Source organism: Brachybacterium phenoliresistens (assembly GCF_039530785.1).
Lineage (GTDB): Bacteria > Actinomycetota > Actinomycetes > Actinomycetales > Dermabacteraceae > Brachybacterium > Brachybacterium phenoliresistens.
In genome coordinates this window covers 18,516-45,512 of sequence record NZ_BAAAOW010000001.1, presented here as the reverse complement: position 1 = coordinate 45,512, position 26,997 = coordinate 18,516, and the positions used below count along the sequence as shown (strand labels likewise).

22 protein-coding genes, 6 tRNA genes and 1 pseudogene are annotated in these 26,997 nt (G+C 73.2%); 13 read left to right on the top strand and 16 right to left on the bottom strand.

Annotation, left to right across the window (positions count from 1 at the left end; translation table 11 throughout):
- Nucleotides 1-15: 15 nt before the first annotated feature.
- The 11 genes from ruvB to ABD234_RS00165 all read right to left on the bottom strand — a co-directional run bounded on the left by ruvB (nucleotide 16) and on the right by ABD234_RS00165 (nucleotide 10,068).
- Nucleotides 16-1,101 carry a Holliday junction branch migration DNA helicase RuvB gene (gene ruvB, locus ABD234_RS00215; protein ID WP_038370368.1) on the bottom strand — a complete coding sequence of 362 codons (1,086 nt, stop codon included), beginning with the start codon at nucleotides 1,099-1,101 and terminating at the stop codon, nucleotides 16-18.
- On the bottom strand, nucleotides 1,098-1,715 hold the full coding sequence (gene ruvA / locus ABD234_RS00210) for a Holliday junction branch migration protein RuvA (RefSeq protein ID WP_038370369.1): 618 nt from the start codon (nucleotides 1,713-1,715) through the stop codon (nucleotides 1,098-1,100). Before ruvA ends, ruvB begins: the two co-directional genes overlap by 4 nt.
- A 26-nt stretch (nucleotides 1,716-1,741) precedes the next feature.
- Nucleotides 1,742-2,332: a crossover junction endodeoxyribonuclease RuvC gene (gene ruvC / locus ABD234_RS00205; protein ID WP_038370371.1), complete on the bottom strand. Its 591-nt coding sequence runs from the start codon at nucleotides 2,330-2,332 to the stop codon at nucleotides 1,742-1,744.
- Between the two features lie 40 nt (nucleotides 2,333-2,372).
- Nucleotides 2,373-3,131 carry a YebC/PmpR family DNA-binding transcriptional regulator gene (locus tag ABD234_RS00200; RefSeq protein WP_038370373.1) on the bottom strand — a complete coding sequence of 253 codons (759 nt, stop codon included), beginning with the start codon at nucleotides 3,129-3,131 and terminating at the stop codon, nucleotides 2,373-2,375.
- Nucleotides 3,132-3,208: 77 nt separating this feature from the next.
- Nucleotides 3,209-4,480: a PrsW family intramembrane metalloprotease gene (locus tag ABD234_RS00195; protein WP_038370374.1), complete on the bottom strand. Its 1,272-nt coding sequence runs from the start codon at nucleotides 4,478-4,480 to the stop codon at nucleotides 3,209-3,211.
- A 56-nt stretch (nucleotides 4,481-4,536) separates the two neighbouring features.
- The gene (locus tag ABD234_RS00190; RefSeq protein ID WP_344354249.1) at nucleotides 4,537-5,046 is read right to left on the bottom strand and encodes an HIT family protein; all 510 of its coding nucleotides are present in this window, start codon (nucleotides 5,044-5,046) and stop codon (nucleotides 4,537-4,539) included.
- 101 nt (nucleotides 5,047-5,147) lie between these two features.
- Entirely contained in the window at nucleotides 5,148-7,148 is a 2,001-nt protein-coding gene (gene thrS, locus ABD234_RS00185; protein ID WP_344353268.1) for a threonine--tRNA ligase, read from the bottom strand.
- Nucleotides 7,149-7,206: 58 nt separating this feature from the next.
- A complete protein-coding gene (locus tag ABD234_RS00180) occupies nucleotides 7,207-8,181 on the bottom strand; it encodes a sensor histidine kinase (RefSeq protein ID WP_344353266.1) in 975 nt (324 codons plus the stop codon).
- Nucleotides 8,178-8,915 carry a response regulator transcription factor gene (locus ABD234_RS00175; RefSeq protein ID WP_038370378.1) on the bottom strand — a complete coding sequence of 246 codons (738 nt, stop codon included), beginning with the start codon at nucleotides 8,913-8,915 and terminating at the stop codon, nucleotides 8,178-8,180. The genes ABD234_RS00180 and ABD234_RS00175 overlap by 4 nt, the downstream gene beginning before the upstream one ends.
- Nucleotides 8,912-9,442 carry an OmpA/MotB family protein gene (locus ABD234_RS00170; RefSeq protein ID WP_344353263.1) on the bottom strand — a complete coding sequence of 177 codons (531 nt, stop codon included), beginning with the start codon at nucleotides 9,440-9,442 and terminating at the stop codon, nucleotides 8,912-8,914. Before ABD234_RS00170 ends, ABD234_RS00175 begins: the two co-directional genes overlap by 4 nt.
- Nucleotides 9,439-10,068 carry a hypothetical protein gene (locus tag ABD234_RS00165; RefSeq protein WP_344353261.1) on the bottom strand — a complete coding sequence of 210 codons (630 nt, stop codon included), beginning with the start codon at nucleotides 10,066-10,068 and terminating at the stop codon, nucleotides 9,439-9,441. The genes ABD234_RS00170 and ABD234_RS00165 overlap by 4 nt, the downstream gene beginning before the upstream one ends.
- 218 nt (nucleotides 10,069-10,286) lie before the next feature.
- Here ABD234_RS00165 and ABD234_RS00160 point away from each other — a divergent pair, with 218 nt between their 5' ends.
- The 3 genes from ABD234_RS00160 to ABD234_RS00150 are packed head-to-tail and all read left to right on the top strand — an operon-like array spanning nucleotide 10,287 to nucleotide 12,752.
- A complete protein-coding gene (locus ABD234_RS00160; protein ID WP_344353259.1) occupies nucleotides 10,287-10,931 on the top strand; it encodes a TetR/AcrR family transcriptional regulator in 645 nt (214 codons plus the stop codon).
- Nucleotides 10,924-11,922 (top strand): hypothetical protein, encoded by a 999-nt coding sequence (locus ABD234_RS00155; protein ID WP_344353257.1) that lies wholly within the window; start codon nucleotides 10,924-10,926, stop codon nucleotides 11,920-11,922. The genes ABD234_RS00160 and ABD234_RS00155 overlap by 8 nt, the downstream gene beginning before the upstream one ends.
- On the top strand, nucleotides 11,919-12,752 hold the full coding sequence (locus ABD234_RS00150; RefSeq protein ID WP_344353255.1) for a CPBP family intramembrane glutamic endopeptidase: 834 nt from the start codon (nucleotides 11,919-11,921) through the stop codon (nucleotides 12,750-12,752). Before ABD234_RS00155 ends, ABD234_RS00150 begins: the two co-directional genes overlap by 4 nt.
- 194 nt (nucleotides 12,753-12,946) lie before the next feature.
- On the opposite strand, the gene ABD234_RS00145 is transcribed toward ABD234_RS00150, so the two are convergent.
- The 3 genes from ABD234_RS00145 to ABD234_RS00135 all read right to left on the bottom strand — a co-directional run bounded on the left by ABD234_RS00145 (nucleotide 12,947) and on the right by ABD234_RS00135 (nucleotide 13,261).
- Nucleotides 12,947-13,021, bottom strand: a tRNA-Val gene (locus ABD234_RS00145).
- A 13-nt stretch (nucleotides 13,022-13,034) separates the two neighbouring features.
- Nucleotides 13,035-13,108: transfer RNA gene (locus ABD234_RS00140), tRNA-Cys, on the bottom strand.
- A gap of 77 nt (nucleotides 13,109-13,185) precedes the next feature.
- Nucleotides 13,186-13,261, bottom strand: a tRNA-Gly gene (locus ABD234_RS00135).
- Nucleotides 13,262-13,722: 461 nt separating this feature from the next.
- Here ABD234_RS00135 and ABD234_RS00130 point away from each other — a divergent pair.
- The 7 genes and pseudogenes from ABD234_RS00130 (at nucleotide 13,723) to ABD234_RS00100 (ending at nucleotide 22,649) form a co-directional block, all read left to right on the top strand.
- Nucleotides 13,723-13,794, top strand: a tRNA-Val gene (locus ABD234_RS00130).
- A 25-nt stretch (nucleotides 13,795-13,819) separates the two neighbouring features.
- Nucleotides 13,820-13,892: transfer RNA gene (locus ABD234_RS00125), tRNA-Gly, on the top strand.
- Between the two features lie 52 nt (nucleotides 13,893-13,944).
- Nucleotides 13,945-14,016: transfer RNA gene (locus ABD234_RS00120), tRNA-Val, on the top strand.
- Between the two features lie 194 nt (nucleotides 14,017-14,210).
- Nucleotides 14,211-16,322 (top strand): annotated as a pseudogene (gene glgX / locus ABD234_RS00115) (glycogen debranching protein GlgX); the annotation flags it as partial.
- Nucleotides 16,323-16,964: 642 nt separating this feature from the next.
- Nucleotides 16,965-19,544 (top strand): malto-oligosyltrehalose synthase, encoded by a 2,580-nt coding sequence (gene treY, locus ABD234_RS00110; RefSeq protein ID WP_344353253.1) that lies wholly within the window; start codon nucleotides 16,965-16,967, stop codon nucleotides 19,542-19,544.
- Nucleotides 19,541-21,463: a malto-oligosyltrehalose trehalohydrolase gene (gene treZ / locus ABD234_RS00105; RefSeq protein ID WP_344353251.1), complete on the top strand. Its 1,923-nt coding sequence runs from the start codon at nucleotides 19,541-19,543 to the stop codon at nucleotides 21,461-21,463. The genes treY and treZ overlap by 4 nt, the downstream gene beginning before the upstream one ends.
- A 157-nt stretch (nucleotides 21,464-21,620) precedes the next feature.
- A complete protein-coding gene (locus ABD234_RS00100; protein ID WP_344353248.1) occupies nucleotides 21,621-22,649 on the top strand; it encodes a zinc-binding dehydrogenase in 1,029 nt (342 codons plus the stop codon).
- Between the two features lie 72 nt (nucleotides 22,650-22,721).
- Here ABD234_RS00100 and zapE read toward each other — a convergent pair whose 3' ends face one another.
- The gene (gene zapE, locus ABD234_RS00095) at nucleotides 22,722-23,762 is read right to left on the bottom strand and encodes a cell division protein ZapE (RefSeq protein WP_344353246.1); all 1,041 of its coding nucleotides are present in this window, start codon (nucleotides 23,760-23,762) and stop codon (nucleotides 22,722-22,724) included.
- Nucleotides 23,763-23,850: 88 nt separating this feature from the next.
- Between zapE and ABD234_RS00090 the strand changes: the two genes are divergently transcribed.
- Nucleotides 23,851-24,591, top strand: a complete 741-nt coding sequence (locus tag ABD234_RS00090) for a dihydrofolate reductase family protein (RefSeq protein ID WP_344353244.1) — start codon at nucleotides 23,851-23,853, stop codon at nucleotides 24,589-24,591.
- A 104-nt stretch (nucleotides 24,592-24,695) separates the two neighbouring features.
- Here the strand turns inward: ABD234_RS00090 and ABD234_RS00085 are convergent, their stop codons facing one another.
- Nucleotides 24,696-26,012 (bottom strand): alpha/beta hydrolase family protein, encoded by a 1,317-nt coding sequence (locus tag ABD234_RS00085; RefSeq protein WP_344353243.1) that lies wholly within the window; start codon nucleotides 26,010-26,012, stop codon nucleotides 24,696-24,698.
- 36 nt (nucleotides 26,013-26,048) lie between these two features.
- Here ABD234_RS00085 and ABD234_RS00080 point away from each other — a divergent pair, with 36 nt between their 5' ends.
- Together ABD234_RS00080 and msrB are read left to right on the top strand one after the other, a co-directional pair.
- On the top strand, nucleotides 26,049-26,504 hold the full coding sequence (locus tag ABD234_RS00080; RefSeq protein ID WP_038370385.1) for a hypothetical protein: 456 nt from the start codon (nucleotides 26,049-26,051) through the stop codon (nucleotides 26,502-26,504).
- Nucleotides 26,501-26,923, top strand: a complete 423-nt coding sequence (gene msrB / locus ABD234_RS00075; RefSeq protein WP_344353240.1) for a peptide-methionine (R)-S-oxide reductase MsrB — start codon at nucleotides 26,501-26,503, stop codon at nucleotides 26,921-26,923. Before ABD234_RS00080 ends, msrB begins: the two co-directional genes overlap by 4 nt.
- Nucleotides 26,924-26,997 lie beyond the last annotated feature (74 nt).

Genomic DNA, 26,997 nt, shown 5'->3' with positions numbered 1-26,997 from the left:
GCGCGGCGGTCGCGCTCAGAACCGCCCCAGCGGCGGGGTGGTGCCGGCCGCGGGCTCCGGCGGGGCCAGGCCCAGATGCTCCCAGGCCATCGGCGTGGCGATGCGGCCGCGGGGGGTGCGGGTGAGGAAGCCCTCGCGCACGAGGTACGGCTCGACCATGGTCTCCACCGTCTCGGTCTCCTCCCCCACGGAGACGGCGAGGGTCGACAGGCCCACCGGGCCGCCCGCGAAGCGGGTGCACAGGGCCGCCAGCACGCCGCGGTCCAGACGGTCCAGCCCTCGCGGGTCCACCTCGTAGACCTCCAGGGCGGCGCGGGCCGCGGCGAGGTCCAGGCGGCCGCTGCCGCGCACCTGCGCCCAGTCGCGCACGCGGCGCAGCAGGCGGTTGGCGATGCGCGGGGTGCCGCGGGAGCGTTCGGCGATCTCGGCGGCGGCGTCGGGGTCCAGGGGCACGTCCAGCCGCAGCGCCGATCGGGTGACGACCTCGTGCAGCTCGGAGGCGCGGTAGTAGTCCAGGTGGCCGACGAAGCCGAAGCGGTCCCGCAGCGGCGCCGGGAGCAGCCCGGCGCGGGTGGTCGCGCCGACGACCGTGAACGGCGGCAGCTCCAGCGGGATCGACGTCGCCCCGACGCCCTTGCCCACCACCACGTCGACCCGGAAGTCCTCCATGGCGATGTAGAGCATCTCCTCGGCGGGGCGGGCCAGGCGATGGACCTCGTCGATGAACAGGACCTCCCCCTCCTCGAGGGAGGACAGGATCGCCGCGAGGTCCCCGGCGTGCTGGATCGCGGGCCCGGAGGTGATGCGCAGGGCCGCGCCGATCTCCCCCGCGATGATCATGGCCAGGGTGGTCTTGCCCAGTCCCGGCGGACCGGACAGCAGCACGTGCTCGGGCGGGCGTCCGCGCGCGGTCGCCGCCTCCAGGACGAGGGAGAGCTGATCGCGCACGACCTGCTGGCCGACGAACTCGGCCAGGCGCCGCGGGCGCAGCGCCGCCTCCGCGGCGCGCTCGAGGGCGCCGGAGTCCGGGCTGGTCACCGGACCGGACTCCTCCTCTCCGCCCGCGTCGACGGAGCCTCCGGCCTCCCCCAGGGGGCTCATCGGCTGCCTCCGAGGCCGCGCAGCGCCGTGCGCAGGAGGACCGCGGGGTCGCTCTCGCCCTCGGCGGCCGCCGTCGCGACGGCATCGGCGGCGGACTTCTCGGCCCAGCCCAGCCCGACCAGCGCCTGCACCACGTCGGCCTGCGGCCCGCGCAGGACCGAGGCCTCCTCCGGGCTCGCGGGGACGTCGGCCGGCGACGGCGCGGCCGAAGTGGGCGCTCCGATCTTGTCCTTGAGCTCGAGGATCATGCGCTGCGCCCCCTTCGGGCCGATGCCCGGGGTGCGGGTGATGGCCTTCGCGTCCTCCGCGGCGACGGCGCGGCGCAGATCGTCCGGAGCCATCACACTGAGCAGGGCCAGCGCGGTGCGGGGACCGACGCCGGAGACGGACTGGACGATGCGGAAGATCTCCGCCTCCTCGCGCTGCGGGAAGCCGAACAGGGTCAGCGAGTCCTCCCGCACGACGAGCTCGGTATGGAGCGTCAGCTCGGCGTCGTGGCGGGTCACCGCGAGGGACTGCGCGGTGGTGTGGACGAGGTAGCCCACGCCGTGGACCTCGAGGACGAGGGAATCGAGGCCGATGTGGCTCACGCGGCCGGTGAGAGTGGAGATCACGGGACCACCCTAGAACATGCGTTCGATCAGAAGCGGGAGGTGGAGGATTCGCGCGCCCGGCGCGCCGCCCGCTCGGCCTCGGCCCAGCGGGACTGGGCGGAGGTGCGGGCCCCGCCGGTGGCATCCAGGCGCACCGGGCCGGGCCCCCGCCAGAGCTGGGTCAGCGCGATGGCGATGGCATCGGCCGCATCGGCGGGCCGGGGTGCCTCGGAGAGGCCGAGGATCTTCACCAGGACCGTCTGGATCTGCTTCTTGTCGGCCCGGCCGCTGCCGGTGACGGCGGCCTTCACCTCGGAGGGGGTGTGCATCGCGATCCGGATCCCCCGCTGGGCGGCCAGCAGGATCGCCACCCCGGAGACCTGGGCGGTGCCCATCACCGTGGAGGTGTTGTTCTGGCTGAACACCCGCTCGATGGCGACCACGTCGGGCGCATGCTCCTCGAGCTTCGCCTCGAGGCCGCGGGAGATGGCCAGCAGACGCAGGTCGATGGTGTCCTCGGGCGCGCTGCGGACCACGCCCACGTCCACCAGGCTCGCCCCCCGGCCGCGGCCGGCGTCCAGGACGCCGTAGCCGCAGCGGGTCAGGCCCGGGTCGACCCCGAGCACGCGCAGGCTCATCGCGGCCTGCGCGCGCTCGGGGCCGTCCGGGCGCCGGGGATCATTCGTCGTCGGCCAGCTGGGCGGCGACGTCGTCGGGGATGTCGAGGTTGGAGTAGACGTTCTGGACGTCGTCGCTGTCCTCGAGCGCGTCGATCAGCCGCAGCACCTTGCGCGCGCCGTCGAGATCGACCTCGGTGCGGATGTTCGGCACGAACTGCGCCTCGGCGCTGTCGTAGTCGATGCCCGCGTCCTGCAGAGCGGTGCGCACGGCGACCACGTCGGAGGCCTCGGAGATGATCTCGAAGGACTCGCCCTCGTCGTTGATCTCCTCGGCGCCGGCGTCGAGGACCACCTCGAGCAGGTCGTCCTCGGTGTGCTCGCCCTTGGGCAGGGACACCACGCCCTTGCGGTTGAACATGTAGGACACCGAGCCGGAGTCCGCCATGTTCCCGCCGCCGCGGGAGAACGCCAGGCGCACCTCGGAGACGGCGCGGTTCTTGTTGTCGGTCAGGCACTCGACCAGCAGCGCGACGCCGCCGGGGGCGTAGCCCTCGTACATGAGCGTCTGGTAGTCGACCCCGCCGCCGTCCAGGCCGCCGCCGCGCTTGACGGCGCGCTCGATGTTGTCGTTGGGGACGGAGGTCTTCTTCGCCTTCTGGATCGCATCGAAGAGGGTCGGGTTGCCGGCCGGGTCGGGGCCGCCCGTGCGCGCCGCCACCTCGATGTTCTTGATCAGCTTGGCGAAGAGCTTGCCGCGCTTGGCATCGATGGCGGCCTTCTTGTGCTTGGTCGTCGCCCATTTGGAGTGACCCGACATGTGTCTCCTCGGAAGATCGCTGCGTCCTGCTGTGCCGGACCATTGTACGGGCCGCGGCGCCAGGGCATGGCAGGCGCTCAGGCCGAGGGGGCGTCCGTCCGCACCACGGGCCGGGTCACGGCCGCGATGAGGCGGCGGTCGGCGGTGATGCGCTCGAGCAGGCGCCGCTCGTGCAGGCGCGTCTTCGCGCTCGGCTTCCCGTGCAGCACACCGTGGCGGTCCAGGGCCAGGGCCACCGCCGCGAGGATCAGATCGCGCATCGCGGTGCGGGCCACGGCCCCGCCGTGCTGCGCGGCCCACTTCTCGGCGCGGCGGCGACGGCGCATCGACACCAGCATCTCGACCTCCTGCGGGGCGAACCATCCGGCGCGCCCGTAGGCGGACAGCTGGCGACGGACGATCCCGTGCTCGCGCCACCGCAGCCAGAGGACCATCGCGGCGAGCACCAGGAAGATCGGCACCTGCACGGTGAGGTAGTACTGGAGGAAGCTGCGCAGCGGGTTCTCCGGGTCCATGTCCAGCAGGAAGGTCGCGCCGTTCCACAGGGCATGCAGGCACATGCCCAGGCTCAGCCCGCCGATCCCGAGCCCGAAGTAGAGCATGAGCGAGCGGCGCTCGGCGGCGATGCCCAGGCCCAGCCCGCACAGGGCGGTGAAGCACACGTGGGCGAAGGGCGAGAGCAGCCCGCGCAGCAGGAACGTCTGCCAGAAGACGGCGGCCTCCCCGGCGGCCTGCGCCTCGTGGAAGGAGCGCCCGAAGTAGAGGATGTTCTCGGTGAAGGCGAAGCCCCCGGCGATCAGCGCCGCGTAGACGAGGCCGTCGATCGGCCCGCCGATGAACCGCCGCCCCCAGCACAGCAGGGCGATCAGCCCGGCGGACTTCGTGGCCTCCTCGACGACCGGCGCCTGGATCACCGCGCCGAGGAACTCCGCGGTCGCCTGCTGCGAATCCGCCGGGGTGATGAGGAAGGTGAAGGCCCCGCCGATGACGAAGGTCAGGCCCACCGAGCCGGCCGCGCCCCAGATGAAGGCGTACACCAGCGTGATCCGCGGCTGCGGCGTGTAGCGGTCGATCCACCACACGGCCAGGAACACGATCGCCACCGGCACGAGCGCCGCGGTGAAGGCGACCAGCGAGGTGCCGAAGCCGAGCGGGCGGATGGTGAAGAAGTAGACGCCGACGAAGACCAGCAGCAGCATCAGGATCGCCACGCCCCAGATGATGCGCGGGATCCACCGGTTGGGCTGCTTCACGGGCCCTTCCGCGCCGGCGCCCAGGCGCGCGGGCGCCAGCGGGTCCGTGCGGGGCACGTCGTAGGCGTATCCGCCGCCGAGGGTGCTCGTGGCCATCTGATCCTCCGCTGTCGGGTGCCGGAACGGCGCGGTCATCGTAGCAACCGCGCCGGTCAGGGCCCGGCCGGGGCGGGCCAGGCGGCGGCGAGCGCACGCCGCGTGTCCGCCAGCAGGATCGGCAGCGCCTTGGTGCGGCCGATGATCGGCAGGAAGTTCGCATCGCCCATCCACCGCGGCACGACGTGCTGGTGCAGGTGGGCGGCGATCCCCGCCCCGGCGACCTCGCCCTGGTTCATGCCCAGGTTGAAGCCCGCCGGGGCGGAGACCTCCCGCACCACCCGCATGGCGGTGCGGGTGAGCTCGGCGACCTCGTGGACCTCCTCCACCGTGAGATCGGTGTAGTCCGCGACGTGCCGGTAGGGGCACACCATGAGATGGCCCGTGTTGTACGGGAACAGGTTCAGGATGACGAAGGACTGCTCGCCGCGGTGGACGATCAGGGACTCCTCGTCGGTGCGCGCCGGCGCGAGGCAGAACGGGCACTGGTGGACGTCGCCCGGGTCGTCGGGCTTCGCCTCCCCGGAGATGTACGCCATCCGATGGGGCGTCCACAGCCGCTGCATCCCGTCGGGCTCGCCGGCGAAGCCCGCCGGGTCCTCCAGGGGGACGGGCCCGCCGGCTCCCGGTGCGGTGCCCGGCTCCGACCTGCTCGCGCCGCCGTCGCTCACACCTGGACCTTGTCCTCGATCGCCCGCACGATCCGCTCGACGGCCTCGTCCACGGCGATGCCGTTGTCCTGGCTGCCGTCGCGCAGGCGGAAGGACACCGCCCCCTTCTCCTGATCCTCGCCGCCGGCGATGAGCAGGTAGGGCACCTTCTCCTTGGTGTGCGTGCGGATCTTCTTCTGCATCCGGTCGTCGGAGGCGTCGACCTCCACGCGCACGCCGCGCGCCCGCAGCTTCGAGGCGACCTCCTCGAGGTAGGGCACGTACTCGGCGGCCACGGGGATGCCCACGACCTGCACCGGGGAGAGCCACACCGGGAACGCCCCGGCGTAGTGCTCCAGCAGCACCCCGAAGAACCGCTCGATGGAGCCGAACAGCGCGCGGTGGATCATCACCGGTCGCTGGCGCGATCCGTCCGGAGCGGTGTACTCCAGCTCGAACAGCTCCGGCTCGAAGAAGTCGAGCTGGATGGTGGAGAGCTGCCAGGTGCGGCCGATGGCGTCCTTCGCCTGCACGGAGATCTTCGGGCCGTAGAACGCGGCGCCGCCCGGATCGGGCACGAGGTCCAGGCCGGAGGCGGTGGCCACCTCCTCGAGGGTGCGGGTCGCCTCCTCCCAGGTGGCGTCGTCGCCCACGGACTTCTCCGGGTCGCGGGTGGACAGCTCGAGGTAGAAGTCGTCCAGGCCGTAGTCGCGCAGCAGGTCCAGGACGAAGCCGAGCAGGCTGCCCAGCTCCTCCTTCATCTGCTCCCGGGTGGTGTAGATGTGGGCATCGTCCTGGGTGAAGCCGCGGGCACGGGTCAGCCCGTGGACCACGCCGGACTTCTCGTAGCGGTAGACGCTGCCGAACTCGAACAGCCGCAGCGGCAGGTCGCGGTAGGACCGCCCGCGGGAGCGGTAGACGAGGTTGTGCATCGGGCAGTTCATGGGCTTGAGGTAGTAGTCCTGGCCCTGCTTGGTGACGTTGCCGTCTGCGTCCACCTCCTCGTCCATGTGCATGGGCGGGTACATGCCCTCGGCGTACCACTCCAGGTGCCGGGAGGTCTCGAAGAGGTTCTTCTTGGTGATGTGCGGGGTCGAGACGAAGGAATATCCCGCCGCGACGTGCCGGCGGCGCGAGTAGTCCTCCATCTCCATCTTGATCATGGCGCCCTTGGGATGGAACACCGGCAGGCCCGAGCCGATCTCGTCGGGGAAGGAGAACAGGTCCAGCTCGGAGCCCAGGCGGCGGTGATCGCGGCGCTCCGCCTCGGCGATGCGCTCCTGGTGGGCGCGCAGGTCCTCCTTGCTGGCCCACGCGGTGCCGTAGATGCGCTGCAGCATCGGGTTCTTCTCGCTGCCGCGCCAGTAGGCGGCGGCGCTGCGGGTGAGGGCGAAGCCGTTGCCGATGAGCCTGGTCGAGGGCAGGTGCGGCCCGCGGCAGAGGTCGGTCCAGACCACCTCGCCGCCGCGGCGCACGTTGTCGTACATGGTCAGGCCGCCCTCGCCGACCTCGACGCTGGCGCCCTCGCCGGCATCGGCCGCCTGGGACTTCAGGCCGATCAGCTCGAGCTTGTACGGCTCGGAGGCCTCCTCGGCGCGGGCCGCCTCGTCGCTGATCTCGCGACGCACGAAGGCCTGGCCCTCCTTGACGATGCGCCCCATCCGCTTCTCGATCTCCTTGAGATCCTCCGGGGTGAAGGGGGTCTCGACGTCGAAGTCGTAGTAGAAGCCGTCGGTGATGGGCGGGCCGATGCCCAGCTTCGCGGCCGGGTTGATGGCCTGGACCGCCTGCGCGAGGACGTGCGCGGTGGAGTGGCGCAGGATCGACAGGCCGTCCTCGCTGGTGATCTCGACGCCCTCGACTGTCCAGCCGTCCTCCAGGACCGTGTCGAGGTCCTTCAGCTGTCCGTCCACGCGCAGCGCGATGACGTCCTTGCGGCCCTCGTAGAGCGCGGTGCCGGTCGTCCCCTCCTCGATGCGCTGCGGGCTGGAGTCGAGGGTGATGGCGATCTGGGGCACGGCGTGTCTCCTAGGTTTCGGGGCGAGCCGGCCGACCGTGCCGGCTCCGCTGGTCATCCTATCCGCGACCGGAGGCCGGGCCGGTCGGGTGCCGCCGCCCGCCGGTCCCGGGAGCAGCTCGCTCCCGCGGCCCCTGCAGGGGCAGGCGGAGCGTGAGGGTGGACCCCTCGCCCTGCCAGGACTCGAGCACGGCGGTGCCGCCGTGGCGTTCGACGATCGCGCGCAGCAGCGGCAGGCCCAGCCCGGAGCCCTCGATGCCCCGGGCGGCGCTCCCCCGCCCCAGCTCCTCCCACACCAGGGGCAGCTCCGCGGGGGCGATCCCCTGTCCGGTGTCGGCGATCTCGAGGATCACCTGGTCCTCTGCGGCCCGGCCGCGCAGTTCGACGGCGTCCCCGGGCCGGGAGTACTTCACCGCGTTGGACAGGGCGTTGACCAGGACCAGGAACAGCAGGTCCTCGTCACCGGGGATGCAGGGCAGCGGGCGCGGCGCCCTGGGCAGCGCGACGGAGAGCCGTCGCTCGTCCGCCCCGGGCACCTCGCGGATCGCGGCGACGGCCTCCTCGGCGAGGGCGCTCGGATCGACCTGCGTGAGCTCCAGCGCGGTGTGCTCGACCTCACCGATCTTGCGCAGGTCCCCGAGCAGGCGCACCAGGCGCTGGGACTGCGCGTCGATGCTCGCGCGCTGGCGGTCGGAGGGCTCGTCGGCGAGCGCGGCACGGATGCCCTGCAGCGGGTTCTTCAGCTCATGGTCCAGCCGGGAGAGCAGCCGCCGGCGGCGCTCCGCGTGCTCGCGCAGGATCTCGCGGTGCTCTCGCTGCGCCCGTCGACGCGCGGCATGCCAGCACACTGCTCCGGGGACGGCCAGCAGCGCGAGCGCCGCGCCGGCGGCGAGGGGGATCCAGGCGAGATCGGTCAGGAGGTAGACGGGCCCTCCCCCGCCGGTCGTCCACCAGATCAGGCTGGCCGCGGCACCGAGCAGCGGCGGCCCGACGACCAGGAGCACCGGCAGGGCCCGCTCCCGGCGGGGGCTCATGCCCGCTCCACCGGGTGCACGAAGCGGTAGCCGGCCCCGGGCACGGTCTCGAGGTAGGTCGGCGCGGCCGCATCGTCCCCCAGCACCCGCCGGATCTCGGCGATGCGGTGGTCCACCGCGCGGGTGGTGACGATCGCATCGAAGCCCCAGACCGTCTGCAGCAGGCGTTCGCGGGGGAAGACCTCGTCGGGATGGGACATGAGGAACTCCAGCAGGGCGAAGGCGCGCGGGGTCAGCGGGGCCTCGGCCCCGGCGAGGACCACGCGCCGCGCCGGGCGGTCGATGCGCAGCGGACCGGCCCGCAGCGCTCCCGCCGCGCTCAGCGGAGCGGTCCCGCGGGCGGTGCGGCGCAGCACCGCCCGGATCCGTGCGAGCAGCTCATGGGGGTCGAAGGGCTTGTTGAGGTAGTCATCGGCCCCCTCGTCCAGGGCTGCCGCCCGCTCGAAGCTCTCCCCCACCTGCGTCAGCAGGATGACGGGCAGCCAGTCGTGGTCGGCGCGGATCCTCCGCAGCGTCTCGCGGCCGTCCAGCACCGGCATCATGACGTCCAGGATCACGAGGTCCGGCTGCGCGCGACCGATGCTGCGCAGGGCATCGGCCCCGTCGGCGGCGACGTCGACGCGCAGCCCGCTGCGCTCGAGCACCGGCGGGAGGTGCTCGCGGATGGTCGCGTCGTCGTCCACCAGCAGGACGCGGGGTCGTGCCGGGCTCGGCGGGGCCGTCGACGGCGTCATCCGTCGTAGCGGATCTCGACGCGACGGTTCTGGGCGCGGCCCGCGGGGTCGTCCCGTCCGTCGACCTCCTCGGCGGCGACCGGGCGGGTCTCACCGTATCCGGTGACGGTCAGCCGGAGGTCCGGGCGGGAGGCGGCGATGGCGTCGGCCACCGCCCGGGCACGCTCCTCGGAGAGGACCTGGTTGCCGCGCGCGTAGGGGACGGAGTCGGTGTGGCCGTCCACGGCGACCTCTGCGCCCTGCGGGATCTCGGCGACCAGCTCGCCGATCCTCGCCGCGGCGGGGGCGTCGAGCTCCGCCGAGCCGAAGTCGAAGAGGATGTCCGAGGAGAGCGTGATCTCGGTCCGGGAGTCCTCGGTGGTGATCGTCTCCAGCGGGGTGATACTCGGGGCCAGCGGGGTGATCGAGGGGTCGAGCGCCGTGATGCCCGGATCCAGCGGGGTCACGTCGTCGTCCGCGAGGGCGGTGCCTGCCGGCGCCAGGAGGAGGGCGAGGCCGAGGGCGGCGGAAGCGGTGACGCGCCTCATGAGATGGGCACCCCGCTCGCGAGGGGAGCGCCCTCCACGAGCAGCACGTCCATGGTGGTGACGTCCTCCGGCGGCGCCGCGAAGGAGGCGTAGGCGTACAGCGTCTGGCCGGGGCGGAACTTCGCGCCCTGGTAGTCGGTCTGCGCCGCGCCGCCTCCGAGCACCTCGTGCTTGTTCAGGTTCACGGTGTCGATGGCGTACGGGTGCCATCCCTGACTGCCCAGGTAGTCGTAGATCCATCCCTCGGCCTCCGACGTCTCGCTGTGCACGGTGAAGGAGTAGGTGGCCACCAGGGTCCCGCCCTCGCGCCGCAGCCCGTGCAGGGAGACGGTCATCGTCGCCGCCGGGTCCCCCTCCACGATCGCGGGGACCTCGGCGCTGGCGACGGGCTCCCCCAGCGCGGTCAGATCGACGCCCGCGGCAGCGGCGTCCTCGTCGACGACCGCGTCCTCGGACGGAGCGCCGGCTGCGCCGCCGGCGGGGGCGGAGGTCCCCGGGGTGCTCTGCTCGTCGGGGCCGATGTCCCCGGTGCCGACCTGGCAGCCGGTCAGCATCAGCGCGCCCACCAGGAGGGCACCGCCCACGAGGTGCCGTGCACGGAGGCGAGCTGGGTCGATGGCGGTCATGACGGTCTCCTCGATCTGTGTCCCGCGGCGGCGCCGCGTCCTGACCTCGACGCTAGCCATGCTCCGTCGCAGCGCTGTCGCGCCCGCGTCTCAGGTCGACGATACTGCGTCGCGATCCTGCGACAGGGGCGGTCGCCGACATCGCCGAGGCGGACGCCGCCAGCAGGTCGGCCGCGAGGCACCTGGACCGATCAGACCAGTCGTTCTAAAATCAGTACATGCGTTCTGAGAGAACGGAGGCGGGCACCACGGCGGGGCTCCACGGACCGGCGCCGTCGTTCATCGAGACGTCCCGGCGAGCCCAGCTGATCCAGGCCGCGGTGGTGACGGTGAACGAGGTCGGCTACCACCGGGCGTCCCTGGCGGAGATCGCGAGAAGGGCGCACATCGTCAAGAGCGCGGTGGCGTACTACTTCGCGTCGAAGGAGGGGCTCCTGCTGGACGTGGTGCAGACGGTGTTCGGCGCTCTCGGAGAGCGCGTGCTGGCGGCGGTGGACGGGATCGCGGACCCGGTGGCGCGCCTGCGGGCGTATGCGGAGGCGTACGTCGCGCACGTGGACGAGGAGCGTCATGCGATCGCGGCGGCGGTGGAGATCGTCGTCTCGCACCGCACGGCCGACGGCACGCCGCTCTATCTCGTCGAGGACGAGGAGGAATCCGCCCTGCTGCGCAGCATCCTGCGCGAGGGCATCGACCAGGGCGCCTTCGCGGCGATGCCGCTCGATGTCGCGACCGGGCTGGCCGAGAGCATGCTGGATCGCGCGATCACCCTCGTCCAGCGCGACCCCGAGGCGGACCTCAGCACGCTGCGGGCGCACATCGTCCCCTTCCTGTTCCGGGCCGTGGGAGCGCCCGATGGCTGAGAAGGTGCGCGGGATCGGCTACGACGCCGGCGTGCTCTACGAGAAGGGCTTCGAGAGCAACCCCGGCTTCACCCCGCGGCGCGCCCGCCGCGACATCCGGGCGATCCATGAGGAGCTCGGCTGCGACGCGGTGCTGATCATGGCCGGCGACCCCGACCGCCTCACGGTCGCGGCCCGCCTCGCCGCGGAGGAAGGGCTCGCTGTGTGGCTGCAGCCCCGCCCCGTCGATCAGCCCCGCCATATGCTCGTGCAGGCCGTGCGCGCGGCGGCCGACACCGCGGAGCAGCTGCGTGCATCGGGCGCCGATGTCGGGCTGGTCGTGGGGTGCGAGCTCACGCTCTCGACGCCGGGCATGCTCCCGGGCCCGACGTTCTGGACCCGAGGGGCTCTGCTGTCGCTGACGTCTCCGCTGCTGCCGATCGCGAACCTGCGGCTGCGGCGACTGCTCGCCGCGCTGGTCGGCGAGGCGCGGGAGCGCTTCGCCGGGCCGGTGTCCTACGGGGCGGGGAGCTGGGAGCGTCCGGACTGGTCGATCTTCGATGTCGTCGGCGCCGACCGTTACCGCGACGCACGCACCCTGTGGCGGTTCGAGGACGACATCCGCGCGCTCGTCGATCAGGCCCACGCGCAGAGCAAGCCCTGCTACATCTTCGAGTTCGGCTCCTGCACCTATCGCGGTGCGGCCGCGAGAGCCTCCACCGCGGCGGGAGTGCTCCGCGGGCGCACCGAGCTGTCGGTGCCGAAGGACCTCGTGCGCGACGAGCCGGAGCAGGCCGAGCACCTCCTCGAGCTCCTCGACGTGTTCGACCGTGCAGGGGTGGACGGCACGTTCGTCTGGGGATTCAGCGAACCCGCCCTGACGACCTCCGACGAGCCCGGCCGGGACCTCGACCTCGCCAGCTACGGAATCGTCGCCGCCCACGCCGACGGCACCTGGACTCCCAAGCTTTCCTATCACGCCCTCGCACACAGGTATCGGGGAACACCATGACGACAGCACCGGACCCGCGCTCCCGCCGGCTCGCCGCCGCCGCCTGGCGGATCGCGCTGGCCCTCCTTCCGCTCGGCGCGGGGCTGTTCCTCGTGGCGGGCATGTTCCCCCCGTCCGAGGATCCCTCCGCCCTCGGGACGCTGGGCGCGCGGATCGCGGCGGGCATCGTGATCAGCGCCGCCTCTCTGGCCGTGATCGCACTTCTGGTCCGGGTCGCCGACCGCCGCCGGATGAGCGAGGCGGGGCTCACGAGCGTGCGCACGGGATGGCGGCTGGCCCTGTGGGGCGCGATCATCTGGACCGTCCCGTCCGCAGCGACCTTCGGGGTGCTCGCCCTCCTCGGCAGCCCGCTGACGGTGACCCTCACCGGACCGGAGCTCGCCCGCACCGTCCTGCTGCTGCTGATGGCCGTGCTCCTGTCCGAGGCGCTTCCCGAGGAGGCGGTCTTCCGCGGGTACGTGACCACGGTGCTCGGGACCCTCACCCGCGGATGGGGCGTCATCGTCGTCCAGGCGCTGCTGTTCACCCTCCTCGCCGCGATCCTGCGGCAGAACGCCGATCCGGCCGATCTCTCGCTCTTCCTCTCGATGGGCATCGGCTTCGGCTACCTCCGGATGATCACCGGCTCGGTATGGATGCCCATCGGGTTCCACACCGCCTTCCAGACCGGCTCGCAGCTGGTCCTCTCCCAGGACGCGGTCGGCTTCGCCGGCGGCACCGGCGCGGCGATGCTCGCTCTGGGCGTCATCCCGTTCTCGGTCGCCGCGATCCTCGTCAGCAGCACCGGCATCCCCCGCATCGTCCACCCCGTCCCCCACCGCAGCAGCTGACGGCATACCAGGGGGGCGGACGCCGGCGCCTCGCCCCTCGATCCGCGGGAGTCCGAGATCCGCGGGAGTCCGAGAGGGATCGCGCGCGCAGGGATGTCCGACCCCGGAGACGACAAACTGCCGCCTCCCGGGACGGGAGACGGCAGCACACGCGGGTCGCACGGAGCACGCCGAGGGCATGACCTGCACCATCGTGGTGGGCGATACTGGGATCGAACCAGTGACCTCTTCCGTGTCAGGGAAGCGCGCTACCGCTGCGCCAATCGCCCGTGCGGGACGGGGTGGAGGTGGGTACGGGATTCGAACCCGTGTACACGGCTTTGCAGGCCGTTGCCTCGCCTCTCGGCCAACCCACCAGGGGCGACGCCTCCCTGGATCCCACGGAGGCGCCATCAGAAACGGCGCTCCCGGACTGACCGGGGGCGCCGTTCGCTGGAGCGGACGACGGGACTCGAACCCGCGACCCTCACCTTGGCAAGGTGATGCTCTACCAACTGAGCCACGTCCGCGTATCGGCTGGGCCGACGAGGAGAGACTCTACGCGGCGCCGGGGCCGCTCGCAAACCGAGGTGCGGCGCTCGTGGGGCAGGTCACCTCCGGGTTCGGCGAGGAGGCCGCCCCGCCGATTCCCCACCGAACGGACGCCCCCGCACCGACGCCCCGGGCCGGCGGCCGAGCTCCCCGGCCGACGCCGGAGGGCACGGGTCGGCGACCGAGCACCCCGCGCCGGCGACCGGGGCACGGCCCGGCGCGCGCGGGGGCGAGGGATGGCGATCCTCCCCTGCGCGCCGTGCGCACCTGCCTCCTCTCCGCGCCGTGCGCATCTACCCCATCGCGGCGCCGACAGCGCTGCGTGGCACGGGTGTTCCACCCCACAGCCCCACGGTTCGAATCGGCCGCGGACCTCGTGTAAAGTACTTCGAGTCGCCAGGACGGCGGCACCGGAGCGGAGAGCTAGTCTCGACGCCCTGGGCGATTGGCGTAGTGGTAGCGCGCTTCCTTCACACGGAAGAGGTCACTGGTTCGATCCCAGTATCGCCCACGGCGAGATCCTCGGATCTCGCACTGCGGACGTGGCTCAGTTGGTAGAGCATCACCTTGCCAAGGTGAGGGTCGCGGGTTCGAGTCCCGTCGTCCGCTCCCGTCCTCGGGGATCCTCGGATCCCCGAGGGGCATCCTCCGGGATGCGCACGGGCGATTGGCGCAGCGGTAGCGCGCTTCCCTGACACGGAAGAGGTCACTGGTTCGATCCCAGTATCGCCCACTCTCTGAGAGCCCCGGCCCCGGCCGGGGCTCTTCTCGTCGCGGCGCCGCCCCGGGCCCGCCCCGGCCCCATGCCTCTGCGGGACCGACGTCCGCGATGCGCCGCCGAGCACGTGATGCACGCGGGCCGCGCCGCCGGTCGCCGACCTCCGGCGTTCTGCGCGGCGCGCAGCGGCATGCCGCTACCCTGAGCCCATGCAGATCTGGCCGGGTCACCCGTATCCGCTCGGTGCCACCTACACAGGCAGCGGCACCAACTTCGCGCTCTTCTCGGAGGTGGCCGAACGTGTCGAGCTGTGCCTCCTGGACGAGGACGGCACCGAGCGGCGCATCGAGATCACCGAGGTCGACGCCTACGTGTGGCACGTCTTCCTCCCCTCCGTCCATCCGGGGCAGCGTTACGGCTTCCGGGTGCACGGCCCCTACGACCCGCCCTCGGGGCACCGCTGCGATCCCAGCAAGCTGCTGCTGGATCCGTACGCGAAGGCGATCGCCGGGATGGCGACCAACCATTCCTCGCTGTACTCGTACGACTTCGAGGACCACTCCCGGCGCAACGAGGAGGACTCGGCCGCGCACACCATGCACTCGGTGGTCGTCTCCCCCTTCTTCGACTGGGGCAGCGACCATCCGCCGGCACACGACTACCACGACACGGTCATCTACGAGGCCCACGTCAAGGGCCTGACCATGCTCCACCCCGGCATCGACGAGTCGATCCGCGGCACCTACGTCGCCATGGGCCAGCCCGAGATCATCGACCACCTCACCTCGCTGGGCGTGACGGCCGTCGAGCTGATGCCGGTGCACCAGTTCGTCCAGGACGGGCACCTGGTGGAGAAGGGCCTGCGCAACTACTGGGGCTACAACACCATCGGCTTCTTCGCACCGCACAACGAGTACGCCCACGGCGGCGACACGGGGCAGCAGGTGCAGGAGTTCAAGCAGATGGTCAAGAGCCTGCACGAGGCGAACATCGAGGTCATCCTCGACGTGGTCTACAACCACACCGCCGAGGGCAACCACCTGGGCCCGACCCTGTCCTTCCGCGGCATCGACAACGCCGCGTACTACCGTCTGGTGGACGAGGACCGCGCCCACTACTACGACACGACCGGCACCGGGAACTCGCTGCTCATGCGCACCCCGCATGTGCTGCAGCTGATCATGGACTCGCTGCGCTATTGGGTCACCGAGATGCACGTGGACGGCTTCCGCTTCGACCTCGCCTCGACGCTCGCCCGCGAGCTGCACGAGGTGGACCGGCTCTCGGCGTTCTTCGACATCATCCAGCAGGATCCGATCATCTCCCAGGTCAAGCTGATCGCGGAGCCCTGGGACCTCGGGGAGGGCGGCTACCAGGTGGGCGGCTTCCCGCCCCTGTGGTCGGAGTGGAACGGCCGCTATCGCGACACCGTCCGCGACACCGGTCGCTCGCAGCCCGGCGTGCTCGGCGACTTCTCCTCCCGCCTTGCCGGGTCCTCGGACCTGTACCAGCACACGGGGCGCACGCCGATCGCCTCGATCAACTTCATCACCGCCCACGACGGCTTCACGCTGCGCGATCTCGTCTCCTACAACGAGCGCCACAACGAGGCCAACGGGGAGGGCGGCAAGGACGGCGAGAGCCACAACCGCTCCTGGAACTCGGGCGCCGAGGGCCCCACCGACGATCCGGAGATCAAGGCCCTGCGCCTGCGGCGGGCCAAGAACTTCATGGCCACCCTCCTGGTGAGCCAGGGCGTGCCGATGATCCTCCACGGCGACGAGATGGGCCGCACCCAGCAGGGCAACAACAACACCTACTGCCAGGACAACGAGCTGTCGTGGGTGAACTGGGACCTGGACGAGGACCAGAAGGCGATGCTCGCCTTCACGCGCTCCGCGATCCGTCTGCGTCGGCGCCACCCGATCGTGCGCCGGCGCCGCTTCCTGGGCACCAAGGGCTCCACCGCCTCGAGCCTGCCGGACGTGATGTGGCTGGGCACGGACGGTCACGAGATGAGCTCGCAGGAATGGCAGGACCCGCAGAACAAGTGCCTGGTGGTCTTCCTCAACGGCTCGGCCATCCCCGAACCGGGGGCGCGCGGGGAGCGCATCGAGGACGACTCGGCGCTGATCCTGTTCAACTTCGCCGGCAACGACGTCATCTTCACGCTCCCCGAGGCGCGCTTCGGCAGCACCTGGACGGTGATCTCCGGGACGGCCGACGAGCTCGCCATCGGCGACGTCCTCGAGCCGGGCCAGACGATCACGCGTCCCGCCTTCTCCGTGCTCCTGCTGGGACGCCGCCCGGAGGATCTTCCCGCCGCGGCCGATGCCCCCAGGTCCTCGGCGACCGGGCCCATCCCGGCGCAGGCCGCGGGCGATCCCGCCGGCGCTGCGGAGACGGACGGCACGGAGCCGGGCGCCCCCGAATCGGAGGACCCGGCCGACGAGCCCGAGGACGGCTCCTCCGGGGCCGACGGTGCGGACGAGGATCCGGCCGACGCCGACGCCGAGGCCGTGGACCCCGGGGCCGAGGATGCCGGGTCCGCGGATGAGGGGACCGGCGAGGCCGACGCCGAGACCTCCGCGCAGGCCGATGACGCGGCGGCGGGGGACGGCGAGGCCGCCCCCGACGCCACCGACGCCGAGGCCGGTGCCGATGCCCCCGAGCCCGGCGGCTCCGAGGCGCAGGAGGAGGGCGCGGTCGCGCAGGCCGACGCCCCGGCCGAGCCGGACGGCTCGACGGACGGCGCCGGCGCGCCGGAGAGCCCGGACGAGCCCGAGCCGGAGGACCAGCCCGAACCCGAGCCGGATCCGGAGGACGAGCCCGAGAGCGAGGACGAGCCCGCGCAGGAGGAGGGCCCGGACTCGCAGACGCCGCCCGCTCCCCCGACGACCGCCTGAGCCCTGCGCCCGCGGCGGACCGCGCGCGGGCGCCTCCCCACCGTGCGAAGGAGACCCATGCCCGCGATCGAGGAATCCGCCCGGATCGTGCCCACGAGCACGTACCGCCTGCAGCTGCACGCGGGGTTCACCGCGGACGATGCCGCGGCGCAGGTCCCCTACCTCGCCGAGCTCGGCGTGGGGCACCTGTTCGCCTCCCCCGTGCTGCAGGCCTCGCCCGGCTCGACCCACGGCTACGACGTCGTCGACCACAGCCGGATCAGCACCGAGATCGGCGGCGAGGCGGCGCTGCGGCGGCTGTCCGAGGCGGCGCACGCCCACGGCATGGGCCTGATCGTCGACGTGGTGCCCAACCACATGGCGATCCCCACCCCCATCTGGCACAACCGGGCGCTGTGGGACGTGCTCGAGAAGGGGCCCGCCTCCGAGTACTCCTCGTGGTTCGACGTGGACGCCTCCGCGGCGGGCTCGATCCTGGTGCCCGTGCTCGGGCGTCCCATCGGCGCCGTCCTCGCCGACGGCGAGATCACCACGGGCACCGCCGAGATCCCGCAGTCCGACGGCACCCTGCGCACCCAGCACGTGGTGCGCTACTTCGACCACGTGCTGCCGATCGCACAGGGCACCGAGTCCCTCGGCATCGCCGACCTGCTCGAGCGCCAGTGGTACCGCCTCGCGCACTGGAAGGTCGCCGATGACGAGCTGAACTACCGGCGCTTCTTCGACGTCGACACCCTCGCCGCGGTCCGGGTGGAGGACCCCGCGGTCTTCGAGGCCACCCACGCCGTGCTGCTGCGCCTGCAGGCCGAGGGCGTCATCGACGGCTTCCGCATCGACCACCCGGACGGGCTCGCGGATCCCCGCGGGTACCTGCGCGACCTCGATGCCGCCTCCGGCGGCGCCTGGACCGTGGTGGAGAAGATCCTCGAGGGCGACGAGCACCTCCCCGGCGACTTCCCCTGTGCGGGCACCACCGGCTACGACGCGCTGTGGCGGGTGGGCGGACTGTTCCACGACCCGCAGGGGGCGCTCGGCCTGACCCACGTGTGGCAGCGCTTCACCGGCGACCTGCGGCCGTTCGAGGAGATCGCCCGGGAGTCGACCGAGCAGATCGTCTCCACCAGCCTGTGGGCGGAGATCGAGCGTCTCACCTCCCTGGTGCACCGCATCTGCCAGGAGGACATCCGTCTGCGGGACACCACGCGCCGCATGATCCAGAGGGTGCTGGTCGAGCTGCTGGGGGCGATGGACCGCTACCGGGCGTACATCGTGCCCGGGGAGCCGGCCCCCGGGGCGCAGCGCGAGGTCATCGAGCACGCCGCGGACCGCGCCCGCGAGCAGCTCGGCGAGGACGAGGACGTGCTGGCCGCGCTCGACATCGTCGTGGCCCTGGTGTGCGGGGACGAGGTGGGCAGCGCCGGCAGGACGGCGAGCGCCGACCGCGCCGAGCTGATCGTCCGCTTCGCCCAGACCTGCGGCCCCGTGCACGCCAAGGCGCTCGAGGACACGGCCTTCTACCGCTACCCCCGGTTCCTGCCGGTCACCGAGGTCGGTGCGGATCCGGAGCGGATCGGGGTGGAGGTCGACGACCTCCACGAGCACTGCCGCACGATGGTGCGCACCTTCCCGGACACGATGACCACCCTGTCCACCCATGACACCAAGCGCAGCGAGGACGTCCGGGCCCGGCTGGCGGTGCTGACCGAGGCCTCCGAGGAGTGGGCCCTGGTGGTCCTCGCCCTCCACCGGGCCACCGCCGCGGACCGCGGCGACCACGTCGATCCGGCGATCGAGCTGCTGCTGTGGCAGACCCTCGCCGCGACCTGTCCCCTGCCCGGCTCGGGCGCGGAGGAGATGACGGCGCCGCGGCTGGAGGAGCACCTGACCAAGGCGATGCGGGAGGCGAAGGTCCGCACCTCCTGGACGGAGCCCGATGCCGAGTACGAGCAGGAGGTCCTCGCCCTGGGCCGCGCGGCCCTGGAGTCCGAGGAGGTGGCAGGGATCCTGGCGGACTGGACCCGCCGGACCGCCGCCGCGCAGCGCGCCGCGATCCTGGGCCAGAAGCTGGTGCAGCTGACCATGCCGGGCGTGCCGGACGTCTACCAGGGCAGCGAGGGCGTCACGCTGACGCTGGTGGATCCCGACAACCGCCGCCCGGTGGACCATGCCGCGCATGCGCGGACGCTCGCGCACCTGTCCTCGGGAGCCCATCCCGACGGGGTCGGGCAGGAGAAGCTGTGGCTGACCCATCGGGCGCTGCGGCTGCGCCGCGAGCGGCCGGACCTGTTCCGGGGCCGCTCGGCCGCCTATCGTCCGGTGCCCACCACCACCGGGCAGGCGATCGCCTTCGGGCGCGCCGTCGACGAGGGCGAGGTCGAGGTCGTCACCGTCGCGACCCGCCTGCCGCAGGGCCTGGCGCGCCGCGGCGGCTGGGGAGAGGCCAGCATCGTGCTGCCCGAGGGGCCGTGGCGCGAGGACCTCACCGGGCGGGTCCTGGACGGCGGCGAGGTCCCCCTCGCCCGCCTCCTCGACAGCCTCCCCGTCGCCCTGCTGGTGCGCGAGGGGCCCGGGAGCACGGCGACGGCGCCCGGCGGCGGAGCATCGGCCGCCGCGCAGGATCCCGAGGGACCGGCATGAGCCGGGGCACCGGAGCGGGCCGTCCGCAGAGCGCGGTGCCGGCGCCGCGGAGGTACGACCGCTGCGCGGTGTGGGCTCCGGCGGCGAGCGCCGTCGACGTGCGCCTGGACGGGCAGGTCCATGCGCTCGAGCCGGGGGACGACGGCTGGTGGGCGCTGCCCGGCGTGACCCTGCGCCCCGGCTCGCGCTGCTCCTTCCGCCTGCACGGGACGGCGCAGGACGACCCGGCGGAGGAGACGTGGCTGCCCGATCCCCGCTCCCTGCTGCAGGAGCGCGGCGTGCACGAGGAGAGCACCGTGGTGGACCCGGCCCTGCTGGAGCGCGAGGAGGGCTGGGCCGGCATCGACCTGCGCGGGGCGGTGATCTACGAGATGCACGTCGGCACGTTCACCGCCGGACCCGAGGGGCGCGGCGGGACGTTCGACTCCGCGATCGAGCGGCTGGACGAGCTCGTGGACCTCGGGGTGCAGGCGCTGGAGATCATGCCGGTCGCGAGCTTCCCGGGCCGCCGCGGATGGGGCTACGACGGGGTCGGGCTGTACGCGGTCCACGAGGCGTACGGCGGGCCCGCGGCCATGGCGCGGTTCGTCGCCGCGGCGCACCGCCGCGGCCTCGGCGTGATCCTGGACGTGGTGCACAACCACCTCGGCCCGGCAGGCAACTACCTCTCCCGCTTCGGCCCGTACTTCACCGATACTCATCACACCCCGTGGGGCTGGGCCGTGAACCTCGACGGCCCCGGCAGCGATCAGGTCCGTGCTTTCCTCCTGGGCAGCGTGCGGCAGTGGCTGGTGGACATGCAGCTGGACGGCCTGCGGCTGGATGCCGTGCACGAGCTGCACGACGACTCCCCCCGGCACCTGCTCGCGGAGCTCTCCGAGGCGGTCGCGGCGCTGTCGGAGGAGACGGGCCGCCCGCTGGCGCTGATCGCCGAGTCCGATCGCAACGACCCGCGCACCGTCACCCCGGCCGCCGCCGGCGGGCTCGGCATGGACATGCAGTGGGCCGATGACATCCACCACGGCGTGCATGCCTGGGCCACCGGCGAGCGCCAGGGCTACTACGCCGACTTCGGGTCCGGCGAGGTCCTGCGCCGGGTGCTGACGCGGGCCTTCGAGCACGCCGGGACGTACTCGAGCTTCCGCGAGCAGGTGTGGGGCGCTCCCGTGGACCCGGCCTCGCCCCACTACGACGCGCACTCCTTCGTGGCGTTCCTGCAGGATCACGACCAGGTGGGGAACCGCGCGGCCGGCGACCGGATCCACGCCTCCCTCTCCCCCGCCGAGCATGCCGCGGCGATCGCCCCGATCCTGCTGGGGCCGTTCACGCCGATGCTGTTCCAGGGCGAGGAGTGGGCCGCCTCGACCCCGTTCGCCTACTTCACCGACCACGAGCCCGAGCTGGGCCGCCTGGTCACGCAGGGGCGCACCGAGGAGTTCGGCCGGATGGGGTGGGCCGAGGACGTCCCGGATCCGCAGGCCCTCTCGACGTTCACCGGGTCGATCCTGCGCTGGGACGAGGCGGGCACCGGGGAGCATGCCCGGATCCGCGACTGGTACCGCACGCTGATCGCCCTGCGCCGCTCCGAGCCGATCCTGCAGGTCGCGGACCTGCGCCGTACCCGCTGCGAGGTGCTGGGCGAGGACACCGTGCTGCTGCGTCGCGGCGGCGGGCGCCGGCCGGTCTCCGGGGAGGGCGCCCGGGCGGGCGCGGGCGCCGCGTCGGAGGCGGCGATGATCGAGGTGCTCGTGCATCGCGGCGCGGGACGGGCCGAGCTGCCCGCCTCCTCCGCCGCGCGGGCGCGCCTGCTCGCCTCCTCCGCGGCGGTCCTGTCCGGTCGCGCGGCCGATGACGCTCCCCTGCGTCTGGAGGGGCCCGGCGCGCTCGTCGTGCGTCTGACCCCGCCCGCCCGCGGCTGAGACGCCCGGCCGGCGGCCGCTCCCGGCGCCCGCCGGTCCCTCGGCCCGCGGAGCCGTCCCGCGCGGCCGGCCCGCCCGGCGACGTGCCTGATGGCGCCGTAGACTGGCGGTCGTGCTCCGCAGCGGCGGCAGCATGCCCGATCCCGGAGGAGTCCCCATGAGAGCGCTGTTCATCCACGGTCCCGCCGATCTGCGCGAGCAGGAGATCGAGGTGCCGGAGCCTGCGGCGGGGCAGGTGCGGGTGCGGCTGGCGTACACCGGGATCTGCGGCAGCGATCTGCACTACTTCTTCCACGGCCGCAACGGCGTCTACGAGATCCGGGAGCCGATGATCCCGGGGCACGAGGTCTCCGGGACCGTCGACCTGGATCCCTCGGGGGCGCTCGCACCCGGCACCCCGGTGACCGTGCACCCGGCGACCTTCGGGCCGGAGACGCCGGAGCTGGAGGGGCTGGGCCGCCACCTGCGGCCGGGCGGCTCCTATCTGGGCTCGGCCTCCACGGATCCGCACACCCACGGCGGCATGGTGGAGATGATGCTGGTGCGCACCGACCAGATCCGGGTGCTGCCGCACGAGCTCCCGCTGCGCACCGCCGCGCTCGCCGAGCCGCTGGCGGTGGCCCTGCATGCGGCCGCGATCGCCGGGGACCTCTCCGGCGCGTCGGTGCTGGTCTCCGGGGCGGGCCCGATCGGTCTGCTGACCCTCGCCGCGGCCCGGGACGCCGGGGCCGCATCGATCACCGTCAGCGATGTGCTGCCCGGTCCGCTGGAGCGGGCGCGCGCCCTGGGGGCCGATGCCACCATCGCGGTCTCCCAGGAGGAGGTGCCCTCCGACGCCTTCGACGTCGTCTTCGAGTGCGCCGCGGCGCCGGCGTCGATCTCCACCGCCATCGCCGCGGTGCGCCGTGCCGGCATCGTGGTGCAGGTGGGGATCCTGCCCGACGAGCGGATCGCGGTGAACCTCGGGCCGATGGTGAACAAGGAGGTCCAGTACCGCGGGACCTTCCGCTTCGACGACGAGATCACCGCCGCGGTGGACCTGCTGCGGCGCACTCCCGCGCTCGCCGAGGTCGTCACCCACGTCGTCGACGCCTCCGAGGCGGCCCGCGCCTTCGACCTGGCCCGCGACTCCGCGGTCAGCGGCAAGGTGCTGGTCGCGCTGTGGCCGGAGGACGCCCCGGCCTGAGCCGGGCCGTGCCGGCGGCGGTGCGGGGCGCGGGCGTGCCGCTCCCCGCGCCGTGATGCTCCGGGCGGCGGGTCACTCCGGACGCGGAGCGGCGGCGAGCAGCTCGGCTCCGTCGCGGGCCAGGGAGCCGATCCGCGAGAGCGAGCGGAAGTACTTCTTGCGGTACCCGCTGCGCAGCAGCTCGTCGGCGTACAGGTGCTCCAGGTCGATCCCGGAGGCCAGCACCGGGATCTCCCGGTCGTAGAGCCGGTCGATCAGCACCACCAGGCGCAGCGCGTCGTGGTGGTGGGACAGGGTGCGCACCCCGGTGAGGTGGACGGCGGAGATGTCGTCGATCATGGCGCCGTAGCGGGACGGATGGACCTGGGTGAGGTGGCCCAGCAGGTCCTCGAAGGCGTCCAGGGTCGCCCCCGGCTCCTCCGCCGCATGCGCGAGCACGTCCTCCTCGCGCACGGCCGGCACCTCGAGGCTGCCGCCGCGGCGGCGGTAGTCCTCGCCGTCGATCCGCAGCACCTCGAAGCGCTCGGACATGGACTGGATCTCCCGCAGGAAGTCCTGGGCGGCGAAGCGTCCCTCCCCCAGCGCCTCGGGAAGCGTGTTGGAGGTCGCCACGATCGACACCCCCCGGTCGGACAGCTCCCGGATCAGGCGGGTCATGAGCAGCGTGTCGCCCGGGTCGTCGAGCTCGAACTCGTCGATCGCCAGCAGGGTCGAGTCGGCGAGCACGTCGACGGCCCGGGTGAAGCCGAGCGCCCCGACCAGATGGGTGTACTCCACGAACGTCCCGTAGACCCGGTGCCCCGGAGCGATGTGGAACAGGGACGTCAGCAGGTGCGTCTTGCCGACGCCGAAGCCGCCGTCGAGGTACAGGCCGCGCGCCGCGGCGGGCCGGCTGCGCCGCAGCCGGGACAGGAGCCCGCCGCCGGAGGAGCTGCGCCCCAGCCCCTGCGCGAACCGGCCGATCCGCTCCTTGGCCTGCTCCTGGGACGGGAACCGCGGATCGGGCACGTAGGTCTCCAGCCGCGCGTCCGCGAAGCGGGGCGGGGGGACGAGGTCGGCCAGCAGGCGCTCCAGCGTCGGGACAGGGCTTCGGGAGCAGAGCGCATCGGTCACGCGGGCCAGTCTAGGCGCGCCGCGGAGCCCGCCGGTGCGGGATGATCGGTCACGACACCCCGCAGGACGGCGACCGGAGGCCCCGACCATGCATCTGCTGCACGACCGAGGACGGCCGCTGCCCGCGCCGGTGCCGGTGCCCCGCGACGCCGCCGGGGCCCGCCGTCTCGCCGCGGTGTACGCCCCGCCGCCGGACCGGGTCCATGTGCGCGCCATGATGAACACCACCGTGGACGGCGCGGTCTCCGGCGCCGACGGCATCAGCGGCTCGCTGCGCAACCCCGACGACTCCTTCGCCTTCGGGGTGCTGCGCGCCCTGGCCGACGTGATCCTGGTGGGGGCGCGCACGGTGCGGGAGGAGGACTACCGGCGCCCCCAGGGGCGCGCGGACCTCCTGGAGCCCTCGCGGCGCCCGGGCGGCGGGCCGCGGCCGGCGCTGGCGATCCTCACCCGCACCGGGCTGCTGCCGCGGACCATCGAGCCGGACTGGCCCACCTATCTGCTGGTGCCGCGGGCCTCGCGGGAGGCGGTGGTCGCTGCGGGGATCGTCCCGGCCGACCAGGTGCTCGCGGCCGACGCCCCGGCCGATGCCGTCGCCCGGCTCGCGGAGATGGGGCATCGGGCGATCCAGGCCGAGGGCGGCCCGAGAGCCCTGGGGCAGCTGGTCGCCGCAGGCGTCGTGGACGAGCTGTGCTTCTCCCTCACCCATCGGACCGTCGGCGGGCCCTCCTCCCGGGTCCTGGACGGCCCGGCGCACGAGCAGGACTGGCACCTGGCCTCGCTGATCGTCGGAGAGCACGCGACCCTGACCCGCTACACCCGGGCCTGAACGGCGCGGGAGGACGAGGACGCCCCGGCACGGCGAGCACCGCTCGGCACGGCGAGCACCGCTCGGCACGGCGGGACGCCCCGGCGCGAGGGGGACGCGGAACCTCACAGCCGCAGGCCGATGGAGCCCTCCTGCGCCGGGGAATCCGGGCGCCGCACCGGCAGGTCCATCGCCTCCACGTCGACGGGCAGGTCCAGGACCTCGACCAGGTGCCGGGCGACCGTGCGCTCCCACCGCCGCGGATCCCGGTTCCACTCGCGGGTATGGGACGCCCCCGGGAACGGGACGAACCGCACGAGGTCCCCGCGCAGATCCGCGAGGCGCCGCGAGGGACCCGGCGGCACGGTCGTGTCGTCCATGGCGTGCAGCAGCAGCGTCCGATGCCGCAGGGTGCGGGCGTAGAACTCGGGCCGCATCTCGTGCAGGGCCAGCGGCTCGTGCAGCCGGACCATCCGCGCGCCCAGGCGGGACGTCATCATCCACAGCGCGAGGCGGCGCATGGCCGGCGGCGCCTTGAGCGCGGTCGCGTGGTAGACGAGGATGTCGCGCCAGTCCACCGCCGGGGAGTCCAGCACCAGCGCGGCGATCTCGTCCCGGTGCGCGGAGAGCACCGAGGTGCGCAGCACGATGCCCCCGCCCATCGACCAGCCCATCAGCACCACGCGCCGGGCGCCGTGGGCCAGGGCGTGCTCGACGGCCGCCTCGGCGTCCTCCCATTCCGCGGCGCCCAGGTGCATCATCCGGTCCGCGGAGACGGGGGCGCCGGTGTCGTTGCGGTAGGTGATGGTGAGGGTGGTGATGCCCAGGGCGTGCAGCAGCGGCAGGGCCCGCAGCGCCTCCCCGCGGGTCGCGCCATGGCCGTGCACGAGGATCGCCCACGTGTCCGACTCCGCGCCCTGGTCGTCATGGGCCCGCACCAGCCAGGCCGGCATCGGACCGACCGGGGAGTCGACCTCGACCTCCTCCGTCTCCAGCCCGTGGGCCGTCGCCGGGGTGCCCGCCCAGAAGAACCCGTTCGTCGTCGCCCGGCCGACCTCCAGCGCGGCGGCCGTGTCCCGGCCGATCACCGGACGGGACACGGTGGTCGGCGTGGGGCGGCCGGTCACCGGCCCCAGGCGCCAGTGCACGGCGCCGCCCTGCTGGCGCAGCGCCAGGTACCCGCCGCGGGCGGTCTCCGGCGTCTCGTCCAGGTGCACGCGGTCGGCGTGCACGGCACGGACCGGGACGTCGGGGCGATGGCGCATCGACTGGTTGGGCACCAGCGGCAGGCGGGCCATCACCCGGGCGCCGACGGCGAGCATCCCGGCGCTGATGACGAACGCCACACCCGCCCCGGCCGTTCCGACGGCCGTCGCGCGAGCCCATCGTCCCTGTTCGGAGCGGGGGCGGAGCATGCGGTCGAAGGGCGTGGCTCGCATCATGCTCCGGAGTCTATCCAGCGGCGTAGGATCGCTCCCATGCACAGCTCGTTCATCGTCCTGGCCGGTGCACCGCTCGAGGCGGCGGACGCCATGAGCGCCCTGGAGTACCTGGGCCTCTCGCCGGACATGGATCCGGACGCCGGCGCCGCTCCCCCCGCGGTGCGCGTGGTCGTCCCCCGGGATCCCGCGCGCGACCTCGCAGGCACCTGCGGGGCCGATGCCGACGGCCCGCGCATCCTCCCCTCGGTCGAGAAGGCGTTCCGCGCCGCCGGCTGCGAGATCGTCGGCGCCGAGTGCACGGCCGCGCCGCTGGCCGCGGTCCGGGCCGCGCTCGCCGCCGGCTGTCGCAGCCAGGCGGTGATCCTGTTCAGCGACGGGGCCGGGGGCGCCGCGGCGGCCGATGAATGGGCCCATGAGCTGGAGGACGACCTCGACGCTGCCGTGCTGCACCTGCAGCCGCGCGCGGTGCTCGCCGCCGGGAGGCACGCATGAACGACACCCCCATCGGCCAGGGCCGCTACCCGGTGGCCATCAGCCAGGAGGAATGGCGCCGGCGCCTGTCCCCCGCCGAGTTCCACGTCCTGCGCGAGGGAGGCACCGAGCGCCCCTTCACCGGCGAGTACGAGGAGGTCCGCCCCGCCGGCACCTATGCCTGCCGCGCCTGCGGCGCCGAGCTGTTCACCGCCGCCGAGCAGTTCGACGCCCACTGCGGCTGGCCCGCCTTCTGGGCCCCCGCGGACTCCGACGCCGTGGAGCTGCTCGAGGACACCTCGCTGGGCATGCGCCGCGTCGAGGTGCGCTGCGCCCGCTGCGGCTCGCACCTGGGCCACGTCTTCGAGGGCGAGGGGTTCCCCACCCCGACCGACGAGCGCTACTGCATCAACTCCCTCTCGCTGAAGCTCGAGGACTGATCCCGCCCCGCGGCCGGGCCCGCCCCCCGGGGCGCGTCCGCCGCCGGAGCGCGCCCTGCGACCGGGCCCGGGCG